Source organism: Bradyrhizobium sp. MI1.11, from assembly GCF_055811255.1.
Genome location: NZ_JBVVPM010000024.1, coordinates 77,882 through 94,969, shown reverse-complemented (window position 1 = coordinate 94,969; position 17,088 = coordinate 77,882). Strand labels below are relative to the sequence as shown.

Below are 17,088 nucleotides of genomic sequence, written 5' to 3'. Positions count from 1 at the left end.
CCGCAGCAAATTGTCTTCTCCCCGAAACGTCTTCGCCGGAGAATACGTATTGCGAAGGCCGGCATGACGCCGGTTTCGTTTTACGGAGGAGACTTTTCGATGAAGATCTTGCTCACAGCCGCCGCTTTTGTCGCGTTCACCGTTTCTCTTTCACCGGCATCCGCCGCCATGATGGCGTGCACCGGCGATAACATGATGAAATCGACAGCCATGATGATGGGCACGGCCGATACCCCGGCTAAGGTCGCGGCCAACAAGGAAATGGCCATGGCCAACACCGATATGAGCAATGGCAAGATGAAGGGCGGCTGCATGCATTACATGAAGGCGCAGAAGGCCATGATGATGAAATAGGGCCTCGGCCACGCCAAGCGGCCGCGCTGTCAGCAGATGGCAGCGCGGCTTTTCTTTTGCTGAGTCCGGTCCGCTTCTTTCTCCCAGCGCGAATTCCGCTACATTCCCTCCTGCAATGTCCCGCGCGCCCAAACCGATTCCACTCACCACGAAACAGGCCCGGCAAATCTGGCTTCATGCCCAGCGCCTGAACGAGCGCGCGCCGTTTGGTGACGGCGCGCAAGCCGTCTCCGACGCGGTCGCCCATCTCGGCTATGTGCAGATCGACACCATCAACGTGATCGAGCGCTGCCACCACCACATCCTGTTCAGCCGCATCCCGTCCTACCGCCGCGCCGACCTGCGCCACGCCCAGAGCGTCGACAAGAGCGTCTTTGAATATTGGACGCATGCGCTGTCCTACGTGCCGGCCGGCGACTTCCGCTTCTTCCTGCCGGCGATGCGCGAGCACCGCCGCGAGGGGCACAAATGGTTCGCCTCGGTGAAGCCTGCCGACATGCGCAAGGTGATGCGGCTGGTGCGCGCCGGCCCGCTGACGATCCGCGACATCGAGGACGACGTGCTCACCGAGAAGGAGCATCTGTGGCAAAGCCGAAAACCCTCGAAGCGGGCGTTGCAGCTCGCTTTCTATACGGGGGCCGTGACCGTCAGCGAGCGCCAGGGCATGCTCAAGACCTATGAGCTGATGACGCGCCATTTCGGCTGGGACAAGCTGCCGAAGCCGGCCTCGGCAAGGGACATTACAGGCTATCTGCTCGATCGCGCGCTGCGATCGCAAGGTGTCGTGAGCCTCGATTCGGTCTGCCATCTCGACGCGCCGCGCAAGCCGGCGGTGGCTGCCCTGATCGGCTCGCGCGTCCGCCGTGGCGGGCTCGTGCCTGTCGCCATCGAGAGTGCCGGAAAGCAGGAGCACTGGGCATTGCCTTCTGCGCTCGAGCCGGGCGAGCGCGCGCCACCTGACCTCGTCCATATCCTCTCGCCGTTCGATCCGCTGATCATCCAGCGCAAGCGCACCAATCTCATTTTCGGCTACAACCATTTGTTCGAGGCCTATGTGCCGAAAGCCAAACGCAAGCTCGGCTATTTCGCGCTGCCCGTACTGGTCGGCGACGAGATCGTCGCGGCGCTCGATCTGAAGACCGACCGGCAAGCGAAGAAGCTGCTGATGCGGAAATGGACCTGGGTCGGTGAGGGAAAGAAGGCCGCGGGGCGCAAGGAGCTCAAGCAAAAGATCGAGGAGGAGCTCGATCGGTTTGAGAAGTTTCAATTGGCGGAGTGAAATGCGCCCTCGTCGGTCTGTAGGGTGGATTAGCGAAGCGTAATCCACCTCTTTCACTTCCGCGGAGACAAACAGTGGTGGGTTACGCTGCGCTAACCCACCGTACGCACCCTGGCGAGCCGATCAATCCAAACGCCGAACGCAATCCCAACCGCATACGCCAGCAAATTCCATGGCGAGAAGATGCGCCCGAGCAGCAGCGCCCCGGCCGTGGTCAACCGGAACGCGTCGAGCCAGGGCATGTGCACCAGCCGGGAGAATTCGACCACGACCGCGATCACGGTCGCGATGGCCGCCATCCGCGCCCGTGGCAGCCGCGGCAGCAAAACGCCGACCAGCAGAAACACCATCGTTGCCCATAGCAGCGAGCCGCCGTACTTCACCACGAAGGCCGGCAGGCCGATCGGAAAGCCGTACCAGCGCAGCGAGAGTCCGCAGGCAATAACCGCCAGCGCCAGACCGGCGCGGATCAGCGATGTCCGAAGTGGCGCAATGGGTTTGACCGGTTGCGCCTCGTGCATTGCTTGCTCCATTGACTCTTTCGCGGCGATGCTCAAAACCCCCGATCAGCCCATAAAAGCAACAACCCCGGGGGAAGCCATGAGCCAGACCACGACCTATGCCGGTTCGACCGGCGCAGCCAAGTTGGAAATCGAGACCTCGACGATTCGTGCCATCTCCTGGCGCCTGATCCCGTTCCTGGTGCTGGCCTACTTCTTCTCCTATCTCGATCGCGTCAATCTCGGTTTCGCCGCGCTGACCATGAATGCCGAGCTGAAATTCACGCCGCTGATCTTCTCCTGGGGCGCCGGCATCTTCTTCATCGGCTATTTCATCTTCGAGGTGCCGAGCAATCTGGCGCTGGAGAAGTTCGGCGCCAGCCGCTGGATCGCCCGCATCATGGTGACCTGGGGCATCATCTCGGCGCTGATGGCGCTCACGAGCGGCGTCACGAGCTTCTACGTGCTGCGCTTCCTGCTCGGCGTCGCCGAGGCCGGCTTCTTCCCCGGCATCATCCTCTATCTCACCTATTGGTATCCGGCCGAATACCGCGCCCGCTTCCTCGCGGCCTTCGCCATCGCCGTGCCGGTCTCCACCTTGATCGGCGCGCCGGTCTCGGGCCTGCTGCTCGGCCTCGACGGCGCGATGGGCCTGAAGGGCTGGCAGTGGCTGTTCATCATCGAGGGCATTCCGTCTGTGCTGCTCGGCATCGTCACCTGGTTCTATCTCACCGACAGGCCGGAGAAGGCGGATTGGCTCTCGGCCGAGCAGAAGGCCTGGCTCAAGACCAAGCTGGATTCCGAGATCGCGGCCAAGCAGGCGGTGAAGCATTTGTCGCTCAGTGAGGCGCTGACCTCACCGAAGGTGATCATGCTCGCCCTGGTCTATTTCGGCTTCGTTGGCGCGCTGTATGGCATGCAGTTCTGGTTGCCGCAGATCGTCAAGGCGTTCGGCCTCACCAACGCCCAGACCGGCTTCGTCACCGCCATCCCGTATCTGTTCGGCACCATCGCGATGATCCTGTGGGCACGGCATTCCGATGCCACGCGCGAGCGCGTGATGCATGTCGGCGCGCCGTTGCTGCTCACCGCCGTCGCTCTCGGCGTCTCCTCCTATCTCACCGACCCCACCCTGACGATGATGGTGCTGACGGTGGCCGCGATCGGCGTGTTCTGCTGCTTCGGGGTGTTCTGGACCTTGCCCACCGCCTGGCTCTCCGGCACGGCGGCGGCCGGTGCCATCGCCTTGATCAACTCGATCGGGAATCTCGCCGGCTTCGGTGGGCCCTATCTGATCGGCTGGGTCAAGGAAGCCACCGGCCAGACCTCGACCGGACTGCTCGTGCTCGCGGTGCTGCCGCTGATCGCCGGCATCCTGGTCTTCATCGGCGGTCACGAAAGCAAGCACGAGTTCGCGGAGCAGGGGCGGCGATAGCCTCGAAATGTCGCCTCCGCGAAAGCCAGGGCCTATTTCCACGCGGCCCTCTGGGGGACCTGCGGCGCGACGCTTTCTTCGAACAGTCCAGGCTTCCGCCAGGGGCAGCCCGCGGAGGTTACCACCTCTTAACGATCACAGATTCCTGATGACTGACGATTATTGACTTTTATCAGTGATTAGTCGACATTCCTCTCATTGCAGCCGAGGGAGTGTCCTCCGATGTTCGTCCGATCCGTTTTGTCCAGCTATTCGAGGCTCTTGGCCGGTGTTTCGCTGGCGCTGATGGCTGCCGCCCTCGCTGGGTGCAATGACACCGTCGCTGAAAAGGCCGAGCCGCCGCGGCCGGTTCTTGTCGCCACCGCCCATTATGATGCCGAAAAGCCCGAGCGCAGCTTCGTTGGCACCATTAGGCCGCGGATCGAGAGCGATCTGGGCTTTCGGGTCGCCGGCAAGGTCGCCAAGCGTCTGGTCGAAGTCGGCCAGACCGTCGAAATCGGCCAGCCGCTCGCGGTCCTCGATGAGGTCGATCTGAAGCTCCAGGCCGAGCAAGCCGTCGCCGAGCAGACCGCTGCGACCGGCGTGCTGGCCCAGGCCGCCGCCGCCGAGCAGCGCGCCAAGGATTTGAAGGCCAAGGGCTGGACCACCGACGCGCAGCTGGATTCGAGCCGCGCCGCCGCCGACGAGGCGCGTGCCCGCCTGAACCGGGCCGAGCGCTCGGTCGAACTGACCAACAATTCCCTTTCCTACGCGACGCTCAACGCCGACGCCCGCGGCGTCGTCACCGCAACGCTGATCGAGCCCGGCCAGGTGGTCGCCGCGGGCCAGGCTTCGATCCGTGTCGCCCGCTTTGCCGAGAAGGAAGCGGTCGTCGCGATCCCTGAGACGCTGGTCGGACGTGCCAAATCGGGCGCCGCCAGCGTCACTCTTTGGTCGGAGCCGGGCAAGAAATATACGGCCAAGCTGCGCGAGATCGCGCCCACCGCGGATCCTGCGACACGCACTTATCTCGCCAAGTTCTCGCTGCCCGAGGCCGACGACAAGGTCTCGCTCGGCATGACCGCGACGCTGACGCTGTCGGACGCTGCGACCGAGCGCGTTGCGCGGCTGCCGCTGTCGGCACTGTTCAACGAAGGCGGCAAACCGTCCTTCTACGTCGTCGACGACAACGGCGGGGTCACGCTGAAGCCGGTGACGGTGAAGTCCTACGAGAGCAACGACGTCGTCATCACCGGCGGTGTCGAAGAGGGCGCCAAGATCGTCGCCCTCGGCGTTCAGAAGCTCGATCCGGGCCAGCGGGTGCGGATCGTGTCGTCACTGTCCTTTTAAGTCTCGTTTACGAGTTGCGTCGTGTGAGGTGAGTTTCGGCCCGAGCGCAAATGCTTTGGCTGAAGCGGCGAAGCGATCCAGAACCTGCCCAGCCCCCTGGATTGCTTCGCTGCCTCGCGACGACGGTTCGAACAGAGTGGCTGTCGTTTTTTGCAACCGGATCATCTTTGGAGAGTGCGATGAAGCGCTTCAATCTTTCGGCCTGGGCCGTCAGCCATCCGACGCTGATCCTGTTCCTGATGCTCATTCTCGGCGTCGCCGGGTTCTTCTCCTATCAGAAGCTCGGCCGCGCCGAGGATCCGTTCTTCACGGTGAAGGTGGTCAACGTCTCCGTGCTGTGGCCGGGCGCGACCGCGCAGGAGATGCAGGCGCAGGTCGCCGATCCCATCGAGAAGAAAATCCAGGAGCTGCCTTACTTCGAGAAGGTGCAGACCTATTCCAAGCCCGGCTTCACTGCGCTCCAGGTGACCTTCCGCGACTCCACGCCGCCGAAGGACGTTCCGTATCTCTTCTATCTGCTGCGCAAGAAGCTGGCCGACGTGCAGGGCCAGTTGCCCGCAGGGATTCTCGGACCCGTGGTCAACGACGAGTTCTCCGACGTCGATTCCATCCTCTACATGATGACCGGCGACGGCGCCGACTACGCCCAGCTCAAGAAGGTCTCGGAGGGTTTCCGTCAGCGCCTCCTGAAGGTGCCGGGCGTGACCAAGGTCGACGTCTACGGCAACCAGGATGAGCGCATCTTCGTCGAATTCAGCCATGCCAAGCTCGCCACCCTCGGCATCACGCCGCAGGCGCTGTTCGATTCGCTCGCCAAGCAGAACAACGTGACGCCGGCCGGCACGGTTGAGACCTCGTCGCAGCGCGTGCCGCTGCGCGTCACCGGTGCGCTCGACGGCGCCAAGGCCGTCGCGGAGACTCCGGTCGAGAGCAACGGCCGCGTGTTCCGCCTCGGCGACATCGCCACCGTCACCCATGGCTATGTCGACCCTCCGAGCTTCATCGTGCGCCAGGAAGGCAAGGCCGCGATCGGCATCGGCGTCGTCACCGCCAAGGGCGCCAACATCCTCGATCTCGGCAAGGAGGTCGAGAAGGCGACGGCTGAATTCATGAAGGCGGTGCCGCAGGGCGTCGACATCAAGCTGATCGCCGACCAGCCCAAGGTGGTCGAGCACGCCGTCAGCGAATTCGTGCACTCCTTCATGGAAGCCCTCGTCATCGTGCTGTTCGTGTCGTTCCTGGCGCTCGGCTGGCGTACCGGCATCGTGGTCGCGCTGTCGGTGCCCCTGGTGCTCGGCATCGTCTTCGTCGTCATGAACACGATGTCGCTCGATCTGCACCGCATCACGCTGGGTGCGCTGATCATCGCGCTCGGCCTGCTGGTGGATGACGCCATCATCGCCGTCGAGATGATGGTGGTGAAGATGGAGCAGGGCTGGGACCGCATGCGTGCGGCGTCCTTTGCCTGGGAATCCACTGCGTTTCCGATGCTCACGGGAACGCTGGTCACGGCCGCTGGCTTCCTCCCCATCGGCTTTGCCAATTCCGCGGTCGGCGAATATGCCGGCAGCATCTTCTGGATCGTGGCGATCGCGCTGGTCGCGTCCTGGTTCGTGGCGGTGATCTTCACGCCCTATATCGGCGTCATGCTGCTGCCCAACATCAAGGTGCACCACAATCACGATCCGCACGCGGTCTACGAGACCCGCATGTACCGGGGCCTGCGCGCCATCGTGCAGTGGTGCGTCAACCACCGCATCACGGTGGTGGCCGCGACCGTCGGCGTCTTCATCGCCTCAATCGTCGGCTTCGGCCACGTCCAGCAGCAGTTCTTCCCGCTGTCCGAGCGCCCCGAGCTGTTCCTCCAGCTCCGCCTGCCCGAGGGCACCGCCTTCAACGTCACGGAAAAGGCGGTGAAGAAGGCCGAGACCATGCTCAAGGACGACAAGGATATCGAGACCTACACGGCCTATGTCGGGCAGGGCTCGCCGCGCTTCTGGCTCGGCCTCAATCCGCAGCTTCCGAACGAGGCTTTTGCCGAAATCGTCATCGTCGCAAAGGGCGTCGAGGCGCGCGAGCGCATCAAGGCCAAGCTTGAAAACGCCGTTGCCGACGGCGCGCTCAACGAGGCCCGCGTGCGCGTCGACCGCTTCAATTTCGGTCCCCCCGTTGGTTTCCCCGTGCAGTTTCGCGTCATCGGACCCGATGCCAACAAGGTGCGCGAGATCGCCTACCAGGTCCGCGACGTCATGCGGCAGAACAGGAGTGTCAAGGACGTCCAGCTCGACTGGAACGAGCAGTCGCCTTACCTCAAGCTCGTCGTCGACCAGGATCGCGCCCGCGCCATGGGCCTGACCCCGCAAGACGTGTCGCAGGCGCTGTCGATGCTGATCTCGGGCTCACAGGTGACGACCGTGCGCGACGGCATCGAAAAGGTCGGCGTGGTCGCGCGCGCCGTCTCGTCTGAACGGCTTGACCTCGGCGCAGTCGGCGATCTCACCATCACCTCGCGTAACGGCGTGGCCGTGCCGCTGCAGCAGATCGCCAAGATCGAGTATGCCCACGAGGAGCCGATCATGTGGCGGCGTAACCGCGACATGGCGATCACCGTGCGCTCCGACGTCGTCGACGGCGTGCAGGCGCCCGACGTCACCGGCCAGATCGCGCCGAAGCTGAAGGCAATCAAGGACAACCTCGAGCCGGCCTACCGCATCGAGGCGGGCGGCGCGTTCGAGGAATCCGCCAAGGGCAACGCCTCGATCTTCATTCTCTTCCCGCTGATGGTCATGGTGATGCTGACGCTGCTGATGTTCCAGCTGCAGAGCTTCTCGCGCCTGATCCTGGTGTTCCTGACCGCACCGCTCGGCATTGTCGGCGCCTCCTTCGGGCTCAACCTCGCCAACGCCCCGTTCGGCTTCGTGGCGCTGCTCGGCCTGATCGCGCTTGCCGGCATGATCATGCGCAACGCGGTCATCCTGGTGGATCAGATCGAGACCGACGTTTCGCATGGCCTGACCCGCCGTGAGGCGATCGTGGAGGCGACTGTCCGCCGGGCCCGTCCGGTGGTGCTGACGGCGCTTGCCGCCATCCTCGCCATGATCCCGCTGTCGCGCTCGGCGTTCTGGGGGCCGATGGCGATCACCATCATGGGCGGCTTGTTCGTTGCGACCTTCCTCACGCTGCTGTACCTGCCGGGCCTCTACGCCCTCTGGTTCCGCAAGAGCCTGGACGAGGCGGGCACCCCCGAGCAACCTGCCGCGCCGCAGCATGGGAGCGATGACCAGAACGCAATTCCGCTTGCTGAGGCGGCTGAATAAGTGAAGATGAACTGCTGATTGACGAGTCCTGACAGATGACACTGGTTTCGGAACATATCGAAGGCGACACCCGGGATCGTATTCTCGAGGTGGCCGAGCGGCTGTTCCGCCAGATTGGCTATCTCAAGACCACGGTCGGGGACATCGCCAAGGAGCTCAAGATGAGCCCCGCCAACGTCTATCGCTTCTTCGAATCGAAGAAGGCGATTCATCAGGCGGTGGCCCGCTCGCTGATGGGCGAGGTCGAGCTGGAAGCGCAGCGGATCGTGGCGAGGCCCGGTCCGGTAACGCCGCGCTTCCGCGAGCTGCTCACCACCATCAATCGCATGAACACCGAACGCTATGTCGGCGACAATAAGCTGCACGAGATGGTCGAGATCGCGATGCAGGAGGACTGGGATGTCTGCGTCAACCACATGGAGTGTATTGCCGGGGTCATCGGCCAGATGATCGCGCAAGGCGTGGCGTCCGGCGAGTTCGAGGCGCCGGACCTGCAACTGGCCGCGCTCTGCGCCTGCACCGCGATGATGCGGTTTTTCCACCCCCAGATGATCGCCCAGTGCGCGACCAAGCCGGGCCCGACCATCGACCAGATGATCGATTTCGTCATCGCGGGATTGTCCCCGCGCCACTGACGCGGCGACGGATTTCCTCCTATAAGCAGGCCCACCGCCCCGGAATGACGGCTGGTGGCTGGCAAGGACGGATTAACACACTCCGTCATTGCGAGCGTAGCGAAGCAATCCAGACTGTCTCTGCGGAAGGATTCTGGATTGCTTCGCTGCGTTCGCAATGACGAGAAGGAAACAGCGCGTGACCGACAAAGACCTGCACTTCTACGAGCCCGCCAAGGGCCACGGCCTCAAGCACGATCCCTTCAACGCCATCGTCGCGCCGCGGCCGATCGGCTGGATTTCGTCGCGCGACACCAAGGGCCACGTCAATCTCGCGCCCTACAGCTTCTTCAACGCGTTCTGCTATGTCCCTCCGATCATCGGCTTCTCCTCCACCAATTGGAAGGACACGGTCGCGAACATCCAGCAGACCGGGGAGTTCGTCTGGAATCTGGCCACCATGGACCTGGCCAGGCACATGAACGCGACTGCGGCGCACGTCGGCCCTGAGGTCGACGAGTTCGAGGTTGCCGGCCTCACTGCCGTGCCCGGCAGACTCGTCAACGTGCCGCGCGTCGGCGAGAGTCCCGTCGCCTTCGAGTGCAAGGTGTCCGACATCGTCCGGCTCAAGGGCGCCAACGGCAAGGAAGCCAATGCCTGGCTGACGCTCGGCGAGGTCGTTGCCGTCCACATCGACAAGGCCATGATCAAGGACGGCGTCTACCAGACCGCCGCCGCCCGCCCGATCGTCCGGGCCGGCCGCAGCGGGGATTATTTCGAGATCAAGCCGGAAAACATGTTCGAGATGGTGCGGCCGGATTAAGGCCGCTGCTCTCTCTGTCGTCGTTCCGGGGCGCGCCATTAGGCGCGAGCCCGGAATCCATTCATCGACCAATGCTGGCGCACGATGGATTCCGGGCTCACGCTTCGCGTGCCCCGGAATGACGTGAGGACTGGCGCGGCCAACGGCCCCCTCCCGGAACTGCCACCACGCCTCGACCGTTATGGCCCTTGGGCGGCTGCCCGGCCGCGTCAATTCGCGTCTTTTCGCAGGTGAAGTGTTCACCTCCGCCGGCCACTTTCCGCTAAAATGCCCGATCACCGCGCCGATGCATGAGGTCCGCCATGAGCTTCCGCCGCGACACCCTGACCAAGCCGATCTTCTCCTGGGCGCGCGGCGTGCTGCCGGCGATGTCGGACACCGAGCGCGAGGCGCTGGAGGCCGGCGACGTCTGGTGGGACGCCGATCTCTTCACCGGCAACCCCGATTGGTCGAAACTGCTGAACGTCCCGCCGGCAACGCTGAGCGAAGAGGAGCGGGCCTTCCTCAACGGCCCGGTCGACGAGCTCTGCGCCATGCTCGACGAGTGGAAGATCTTTTGGGAATGGCGCGACCTGCCGCCCGACGTGTGGCACTTCATCAAGCGCGAAAAATTCTTCGGCATGATCATTCCGAAGGAGTTCGGCGGCCTCGGCTTCTCGCCTTATGCGCATTCGGAAGTGGTGCGCAAGATCTCGACCCGCTCGATTGCCGCCGCGGTGACGGTGATGGTGCCGAACTCGCTCGGCCCCGGCGAACTCCTGATGCACTTCGGCACCAAGGAGCAGCAGCAGCGCTGGCTGCCGCGTCTTGCCGACGGCCGCGACATTCCCTGCTTCGGCCTCACCAGCCCGGAGGCCGGCTCCGACGCCGCCTCGATGGTCGACACCGGCATCATCTGCAAGGGCACCTTCGAGGGCCAGGAGGTGCTGGGCCTGAAGCTCAACTGGCACAAGCGCTACATCACGCTCGGTCCCGTCGCGACGCTGCTTGGCCTCGCCTTCAAGGCCTATGACCCCGATCATCTCGTCGGCGATCAGGAAGAGCTCGGCATCAGCGTGGCGCTGATCCCGACCAACCTTCCCGACGTGGAAATCGGCAAACGCCATCTGCCGTCGATGCAGGTGTTCCAGAACGGCCCGAATTGGGGCCGCGACGTTTTCATTCCGCTCGATTACGTCATCGGGGGCCAGGCGCGGCTGGGGCAGGGCTGGAAGATGCTGATGACGGCGCTCGCCGCCGGCCGCGGCATCTCGTTGCCGTCGCTCTCCGCCGCCGGCGCCGCCTATGCCGCGCGCACCACCGGCGCCTATGCCCGCATCCGCGAGCAGTTCGGCATTTCCATCTCCAAGTTCGAGGGCGTCGAGGAGCCGCTCGCGCGCATCGTCGCGACCGCCTATCAGCTCGACGCGGCGCGACGGTTGACCTGCGCCGCGCTGAATGCCGGCATCCATCCCGCCGTCATCTCGGGCATCATGAAGCTGCACGCAACCGAGCGGATGCGCACCGCGGTCGACGACGCCATGGACATCCATGGCGGCAAGGCCGTGATCGACGGTCCGCAAAACTATCTCGGCAATCTCCACCGTGCCGTCCCCGTCGGCATCACCGTCGAGGGCGCCAATATCCTCACCCGCAATCTCATCGTGTTCGGGCAGGGCGCCATCCGCGCCCATCCCTATTTGCTCGACGAGATGAATGCGCTTGCCGATGCCGATCGCGAGCGCGGGCTCACCGCCTTCGACAAGGTGTTCTGGAAGCATGTCGGCCACAGCTTCGAGACACTCTTGCGCGCGTTCGGCCGGAGCTGGAGCTTTGGTGTCTTCGCGCTTGCACCCGATGCGGGTGACGCCAGGCCCTTCTATCGTCAGCTCTCGCGCTACTCCGCGGCGTTTGCCCTCTGCGCCGATATGGCGCTGCTGACGCTCGGCGGAGCGCTCAAGCGCAAGGAGATGCTGTCGGCGCGCTTCGGGGACATCCTGTCCGAGCTGTATCTGCTCTCGGCCGCGCTCAAACGCTGGCAGGACGAGGGCCGGCAGAAGGAAGATTTTGCCGCGCTCGAATGGTGCATGGCGACGGGCTTTCGGACCATCGAGAACCGGCTTGCCGAGATTCTCGCCAATCTGCCGAACCGTTTCGTCGCAGGCATCCTCAAGTTCGTGGTCCAGCCCTTCGGGGCTCGCGTGCTGGGTCCCTCCGACCGGGTCGTGCATCAATGCGCAAGCCTCGTGCTGGAGCCGTCGGCCGCGCGCGACCGCCTCACGCCCGACCTCGCTTATGTCGATGACGATGGCGGCTTCGCCCGGCTGGAGCGCGCGTTCAAGCTGGTCGCGGCCACGGACGCCATCGCCAGGCGCATGCGCGCGGCTCACATAAGCGACTGGAAGGATGCGGTGGCCAAGGGTGTGATCACGCAGGCCGAGGGCGAGCAGCTGGCCGCGGCCCGCGAAGCGGTGACAAAGGTGATAGAGGTCGACGATTTTGCGCCGGAGGCGCTGTCCCCGATTTACAAGAAAACCGGCGACGTGCATCAGTTCTTCCAGGAACTCGGTGAACAGAGGGCGGCGAGCTGATGGCACGACCGGTTTTCATCGTCGACGGCAGCCGCACGCCGTTTCTGAAGGCGCGCTCGGGGCCGGGGCCGTTCACGCCGGTCGATCTCGCCGTGCAATGCGGCCGGCCGCTGCTGGCGCGCCAGCCGTTTTCGCCTGATACCTTCGACCAGGTCATCCTCGGCTGCGTCAACGTGATCGCTGACGAAATGAACCCGGCCCGCGTCGCAGCACTCCGGCTCGGCATGGGCGAGGACATGGTCGCCTTTACCGTGCAGATCAATTGCGGCTCCGGCATGCAGTCGATCGACACCGCCTATCGCTACATCCGCGAGGGCCATGCCGACATGATCCTCGCCGGCGGCACCGAGGCCTTGAGCCACGCGCCGCTGGTGTGGCCGAATTCCGGCGTGCGCTGGTTTGCCGGGCTCGCCACCGCCAAGGGCGTCGCCGCGAAGCTTGCCGCGGCCTTCAAGCTGCGGCCGCGCTATCTCAAGCCGATCATCGGCCTGGAGCGCGGGCTGACCGATCCCATTACCGACCTGAACATGGGCCAGACCGCCGAAGTCGTCGGCCATCTCTTCGACATCACCCGCGCGCAGTCCGATGCCTATGCCGCCGAGAGCCATCGCCGGCTCGCGCATGCGCAGGCGGAAGGTTTTCTCAAGGGCGAAGTCGAAACCGCGTTCTCCCGCGACGGAAAATTCTTCGACCATGATGATGGCGTGCGTCCGGACTCGACAGCCGAGACGCTCGCGAAACTGAGGCCGGTGTTCGAGCGTCCCTGGGGCCAGGTCACTGCCGGCAATTCCTCGCAGATCACCGACGGCGCGTCCTGGGTGATCCTGGCGTCCGACGACGCGGTCGCCAAGTACAAGCTGACGCCGAAGGCGGTCATCGTCGACAGCAACTGGGCCGCACTTGATCCTGCTATCATGGGTCTTGGTCCTGTGATGTCGGTGACGCCGCTACTGAAGCGCAACGATCTCACCATCCAGGACATCCAGACCTGGGAGCTCAACGAGGCCTTCGCCACCCAAGTGCTCGGCTGTCTCGCCGCCTGGAATGACGACAAATTCTGCCGCGAGATTTTGGGGCTGGACGGCGCCGCCGGCGAGATCGACCGCGAAAAACTCAATGTCGACGGCGGCGCTATCTCGCTTGGGCATCCCGTCGGCACCTCCGGCAATCGCATCGTGCTGCATCTCGTCAACACGATGAAGCGGCTCGGCACGCGGCGTGGCGTTGCCACCGAATGCATCGGCGGCGGGCTCGGCGGTGCCATGCTGATCGAGGCGGTGTGACCATGGATTCCAGGATCATGACTGCGCTCGGCGATCGCATGCTCTCGCTCGGGCCCCAGCCGGCGTCAGACAGTCCCTACAAGAACTTCAAGCTGACGCGCGATGCCGACGGCGTCGCCTGGCTGCTGTTCGACCGTGCCGATGCCAGCGCCAATACGCTGTCCGCCGACGTGATGGAGGAGTTCGACGCCGTGCTCGCGGCGATCGAGACTGAGCGTCCGGCGGGCCTCGTGATGCGCTCCGCAAAGCCGTCCGGCTTCATTGCCGGCGCCGACGTCAACGAATTCCGCGGCGCCAGCGATCCCGCAATGGTGGAGACGCGGATCCGCGCCGCGCATGCGGTGGTCGACCATCTGGAAGCGCTGAGGCTGCCGACGGTTGCGGTCATCCACGGCTTCTGCCTCGGCGGCGGGCTCGAGGTAGCGCTCGCCTGCCAATCGCGTATCGCGATCGACGGCGCGCGCTTTGGCTTCCCGGAGGTGATGCTGGGCTTGCATCCCGGTCTCGGCGGCACCGCGCGTTTCACCGCGCTGGTCAATCCGACCCAGTCGATGGCCCTGATGCTGACCGGCCGCACCATCGATGCCCGCCGCGCCAGATCGCTCGGCCTCGTCGACACCGTGACGCAGGAGCGCCACGTTCGCAACGCCGTCAAGGATGCACTGTTCGGCCGCCTCAAGCGGGCGCGGCCGGGTTTTCTGACGCGTGCGGCGAATTTCGGCCCGGTGCGCGGGCTGCTGGCCCGGCGCATGCGCTCGGAGGCGGCGAAGGCCGCGTCCCGCGAGCATTATCCTGCGCCCTATGCCTTGATCGATCTCTGGGAGACCCATGGCGGCAGCAAGGCCGCGATGCTCAGGGCAGAGCAGGCTTCGTTCGCCAAGCTGATGGTGACGCCCACCGCGCAGAACTTGATCCGCGTGTTCTTCCTGCGCGAGCAGATGAAGAAAGCGGCTGGGAGCGGCAATACGATCAAGCATGTCCACGTCATCGGCGCTGGTGCCATGGGCGGTGACATCGCGGCCTGGTGCGCGGGGCAGGGGCTGCGCGTCTCGCTCGCCGACATGAAGGCGGAGCCGATTGCGGGCGCGGTCAAGCGCGCCGCCGAGCTCTATGGCAAAATCATCCGCAAACCGACCGAGGTGCGCGACGCGCTCGATCGCCTGATCCCCGACATGGACGGGGAGGGCGTCCGCAACGCCGATCTCATCATCGAGGCTGTCCCGGAGAAGCTCGAACTCAAGCAGAAGGTCTATGCCGGCCTCGAGCCGCGAATGAAGCAGGGCGCGATTCTCGCGACCAACACCTCGAGCATTCCGCTCCAGGATTTGCGCACCATGCTGGCGCGGCCGGAGCGGCTGGTGGGCCTTCACTTCTTCAATCCGGTGTCGCGGTTGCAACTGGTCGAAGTCGTCAGCCATGACGGTAACGATACGCAGGTGCTGAAGGAGGCACTCGCTTTCGTCGGCGCGATCGATCGGCTGCCGTTATCGGTGAAGAGCTCGCCGGGGTTCCTCGTCAACCGCGCGCTGACGCCCTACATGCTGGAAGCGATGGTGATGCTGGACGAGAAGATCGACCAGCGCCTGATCGACGCCGCCGCGGAGCAGTTCGGCATGCCGATGGGACCGATCGAACTGGCCGACCAGGTCGGGCTCGACATTTGTCTGGACGTCGGCGACATGCTGCGTAGCAAGTTCGGCGATCTGCTGCCGCCGACGCCGGCCTGGCTGCGGGAGAAGGTCGCCAAGGGCGAACTCGGCCGCAAGACCGGCAAGGGTTTTTACGTCTGGCGCGACGGCAAGGCCGAGAAGGCGCCGTTGCCCGAGACCGGTCCGCGCGTCACCGACCAGATGATCGACCGCCTGGTGCTGCCGATGTCCAATGTCTGCGTTGCGGCGCTTCGCGAGGGTATCGTCGATGACGCCGACATGGTCGACGGCGCCATGATCTTCGGCACCGGTTATGCACCGTTCCGTGGCGGTCCGCTGAATTATGCGCGCACGCGTGGCGTCGATCATGTCGTATCCACCTTGCGCGCGCTGGCCGGGAGATTCGGCGAGCGCTTTGCGCCGGATCCGGGCTGGGATAATTTCAAGTGAGCAATCTTCAAGTAAGCAATCTTCAAGTGAGAGCGGCATGAACGAACAAGCCAATGCCGGGCCGGGCGGCGATCTCTGCATCCGTACGCTGGCGATGCCGGCCGACACCAACGCAAACGGCGACATCTTCGGCGGCTGGTTGCTCAGCCAAATGGACGTCGGCGGCGGCGTGTTTGCGTCAAAGGTCGCGAAGTCGCGCACGGTGACCGTCGCCATCGAGGCGATGAATTTCCGCAAGGCGGTCTATGTCGGCGATCTCGTTTCGGTCTATGCCAATCTCGTCCGCGTGGGCCGCACCTCGATGACCGTGCATCTCGAAGCCTGGGCGCTACGGCGCAGGGAGCTCCAGCCGATCCTGGTGACCGACGGCAATTTCACTTACGTCTCGATCGACGAGGACGGCCGTCCGCAAACGATCCAGAGAAACGATCCACCAATCGCGACGTAATCGCGCGCGACTTTGCGTCCCATCTCAAGTGCGGCGCCGCCAAACGCGGCGCGACTGAGTCACGGCGCCGCGGCTTTGCCAAGAACCAGTCATAAAACGGATGAGGTCCCGGCGTACTCGATCCCGTGTCGATCCGGGGTGGAAACGGCGTCAAAATGCCCAGGAACCTTTGGGCAGAACTGCCGTTATTTGCCCGCACTGAGGAATCCACGGACCATGCCGGACAGCTACATCATCGAAGTCGATTCGCAGACCGCAGGTATCGTCGTTCGTTCCCAGGGAGGCTATTGCTTTTTCGCCTCATCCAACCGCTTTAACCGTCTCGAAGGCCAGCTCTTCCGCAACGCCCGCGAAGCCGAGCGCGCCGCGCGCAAGCTGGTTAACGGTGATGTGAAGGAAGCGGCGTAAGCGCAGCTGTCATTCCGGGGCAGGCGTAGCGTGAGCCCGGAATCCATTTTGCCGCAGAGAACGTCGACGAATGGATTCCGGGTCCGCGCCTTTCGGCGCGTCCCGGAATGACACCTTCAATCATAACTTCGTCGCCGCCCGCGAGAGCAGCTTCCAGTCGTCGCCCTGCTTCTGCCAGTTCATCAGGATGTGAAGGTTGGTCGGCACTTTTTTCCCATCGGCCGCCATCTCCTGTTCCGCCACCCAGTGGAAACGCACGATCGCGGCGAGGCCGACGACCTTGATGGTCGGGTCCTTGTACTCGATCGACAGGAATTTGGATTTGCCGTCGGTGGCGTTGGCGACGAAGGTCGCCTTGTCCTCGACCTTGCCGCTGGAATGGCTGTAGCTCACCTCATCGGCGCAGAGCGCGCCGAGCGCCTTGGGATCGGCCGCGATCTGGGCGAGACGGAACGCCTCGACCTTCTTCGCCACGGCTTCCTCGTCCGCCGAGGCCGCCAGCACCGGTGCCGTAAGCGCTGAAACTGCAAGAGTGGAGACGGCAAGAGCTGGGACTGCAAGAGTCGAGAGAGCCAGATCGCGTCGGTTGATCGTCATCGTTTCCTCCTTTTTGATCTTGCATGGAGTGT

At 64.2% G+C, this 17,088-nt stretch carries 14 protein-coding genes; 12 read left to right on the top strand and 2 right to left on the bottom strand.

Translation table 11 applies throughout. The annotated features are described in order from the left end of the window. The first annotated feature begins 99 nt into the window (after positions 1–99). Both AC0L30_RS23385 and AC0L30_RS23380 read left to right on the top strand, forming a co-directional pair. Positions 100–354, top strand: a complete 255-nt coding sequence (locus AC0L30_RS23385) for a hypothetical protein (protein ID WP_354201448.1) — start codon at positions 100–102, stop codon at positions 352–354. Between the two features lie 115 nt (positions 355–469). Next, on the top strand, positions 470–1,633 hold the full coding sequence (locus AC0L30_RS23380) for a winged helix-turn-helix domain-containing protein (protein WP_473405292.1): 1,164 nt from the start codon (positions 470–472) through the stop codon (positions 1,631–1,633). A gap of 92 nt (positions 1,634–1,725) precedes the next feature. Here the strand turns inward: AC0L30_RS23380 and AC0L30_RS23375 are convergent, their stop codons facing one another. After that, positions 1,726–2,154, bottom strand: coding sequence for a ribosomal maturation YjgA family protein (locus tag AC0L30_RS23375; RefSeq protein ID WP_219684512.1), 429 nt, complete (start codon positions 2,152–2,154; stop codon positions 1,726–1,728). Between the two features lie 79 nt (positions 2,155–2,233). On the opposite strand from AC0L30_RS23375, the gene AC0L30_RS23370 reads away from it, so the two are divergent. The 10 genes from AC0L30_RS23370 to AC0L30_RS23325 all read left to right on the top strand — a co-directional run bounded on the left by AC0L30_RS23370 (position 2,234) and on the right by AC0L30_RS23325 (position 16,459). Continuing rightward, positions 2,234–3,568 (top strand): MFS transporter, encoded by a 1,335-nt coding sequence (locus tag AC0L30_RS23370; RefSeq protein WP_473405291.1) that lies wholly within the window; start codon positions 2,234–2,236, stop codon positions 3,566–3,568. A gap of 222 nt (positions 3,569–3,790) precedes the next feature. Beyond that, complete coding sequence (locus tag AC0L30_RS23365; RefSeq protein ID WP_219684466.1) at positions 3,791–4,897, top strand: efflux RND transporter periplasmic adaptor subunit; 1,107 nt, start codon at positions 3,791–3,793, stop codon at positions 4,895–4,897. A 179-nt stretch (positions 4,898–5,076) separates the two neighbouring features. Continuing rightward, positions 5,077–8,214: an efflux RND transporter permease subunit gene (locus tag AC0L30_RS23360; protein ID WP_473405290.1), complete on the top strand. Its 3,138-nt coding sequence runs from the start codon at positions 5,077–5,079 to the stop codon at positions 8,212–8,214. A gap of 35 nt (positions 8,215–8,249) precedes the next feature. After that, entirely contained in the window at positions 8,250–8,849 is a 600-nt protein-coding gene (locus AC0L30_RS23355) for a TetR/AcrR family transcriptional regulator (protein WP_007595185.1), read from the top strand. Positions 8,850–9,027: 178 nt separating this feature from the next. Then, positions 9,028–9,651, top strand: coding sequence for a flavin reductase family protein (locus AC0L30_RS23350; protein ID WP_354127407.1), 624 nt, complete (start codon positions 9,028–9,030; stop codon positions 9,649–9,651). A 302-nt stretch (positions 9,652–9,953) separates the two neighbouring features. Further along, a complete protein-coding gene (locus AC0L30_RS23345) occupies positions 9,954–12,221 on the top strand; it encodes an acyl-CoA dehydrogenase (protein WP_473405289.1) in 2,268 nt (755 codons plus the stop codon). Further along, a complete protein-coding gene (locus AC0L30_RS23340; protein WP_007595180.1) occupies positions 12,221–13,504 on the top strand; it encodes an acetyl-CoA C-acetyltransferase in 1,284 nt (427 codons plus the stop codon). The genes AC0L30_RS23345 and AC0L30_RS23340 overlap by 1 nt, the downstream gene beginning before the upstream one ends. Before the next feature lie 2 nt (positions 13,505–13,506). Next, on the top strand, positions 13,507–15,603 hold the full coding sequence (locus AC0L30_RS23335) for a 3-hydroxyacyl-CoA dehydrogenase NAD-binding domain-containing protein (RefSeq protein ID WP_473405288.1): 2,097 nt from the start codon (positions 13,507–13,509) through the stop codon (positions 15,601–15,603). Between the two features lie 37 nt (positions 15,604–15,640). Beyond that, entirely contained in the window at positions 15,641–16,051 is a 411-nt protein-coding gene (locus AC0L30_RS23330) for an acyl-CoA thioesterase (protein WP_007595177.1), read from the top strand. A 216-nt stretch (positions 16,052–16,267) separates the two neighbouring features. After that, positions 16,268–16,459, top strand: coding sequence for a hypothetical protein (locus tag AC0L30_RS23325; RefSeq protein WP_007595173.1), 192 nt, complete (start codon positions 16,268–16,270; stop codon positions 16,457–16,459). A 120-nt stretch (positions 16,460–16,579) separates the two neighbouring features. Here AC0L30_RS23325 and AC0L30_RS23320 read toward each other — a convergent pair whose 3' ends face one another. Beyond that, positions 16,580–17,056: a nuclear transport factor 2 family protein gene (locus AC0L30_RS23320; protein ID WP_473405287.1), complete on the bottom strand. Its 477-nt coding sequence runs from the start codon at positions 17,054–17,056 to the stop codon at positions 16,580–16,582. Positions 17,057–17,088 lie beyond the last annotated feature (32 nt).